Below are 417 nucleotides of genomic sequence, written 5' to 3' on the forward strand. Positions count from 1 at the left end.
ACTGACTCAACAGCTACTGGGTAAGCGATTGTTTTACCTTCGTAAGAAACTGCGTCCCATGCGAAGTCTACGATACCTTCTTTTGTTTCTTTAGAAGGTTTGATATCAACAAGAAGACCCGCTTCCGCAAAACCACCAAAACGGTCGTGTGCGTAGAAAATCATGTCTGGGCCGTCACCAGCCGCTGCAACTTGAGAGAACTTCTCTTCTAGTTTGTCAGGGAAAGCTACTGTTACTTTAACGCCAGTGTCTTCTTCAAAGCGTTTACCTACTTCAGCCATGCCTTCGTAAGCTTTGTCACCACCTACCCAGATTGTTAGTTGTCCTTCTTCGATAGCAGCGTTTGCACCAAAAGAACCCAGAGCAACTAATGTACCTAGAGCTACAGCGCTTAGAGCGTTTTTCATGTGAATATCC

General features: G+C 45.3%; 1 protein-coding gene. It reads right to left on the reverse strand.

All coding sequences use genetic code 11. The features are described from left to right. Positions 1 to 407, reverse strand: a 407-nt coding sequence (locus BCT81_RS05145; RefSeq protein ID WP_133152560.1) for an extracellular solute-binding protein, incomplete at its 3' end; no start/stop codon positions are given. Positions 408 to 417: the final 10 nt, after the last annotated feature.

Origin of the sequence: Vibrio sp. 10N.261.52.A1 (genome assembly GCF_002876325.1) — a bacterium.
GTDB classification, from domain to species: domain Bacteria; phylum Pseudomonadota; class Gammaproteobacteria; order Enterobacterales; family Vibrionaceae; genus Vibrio; species Vibrio chagasii.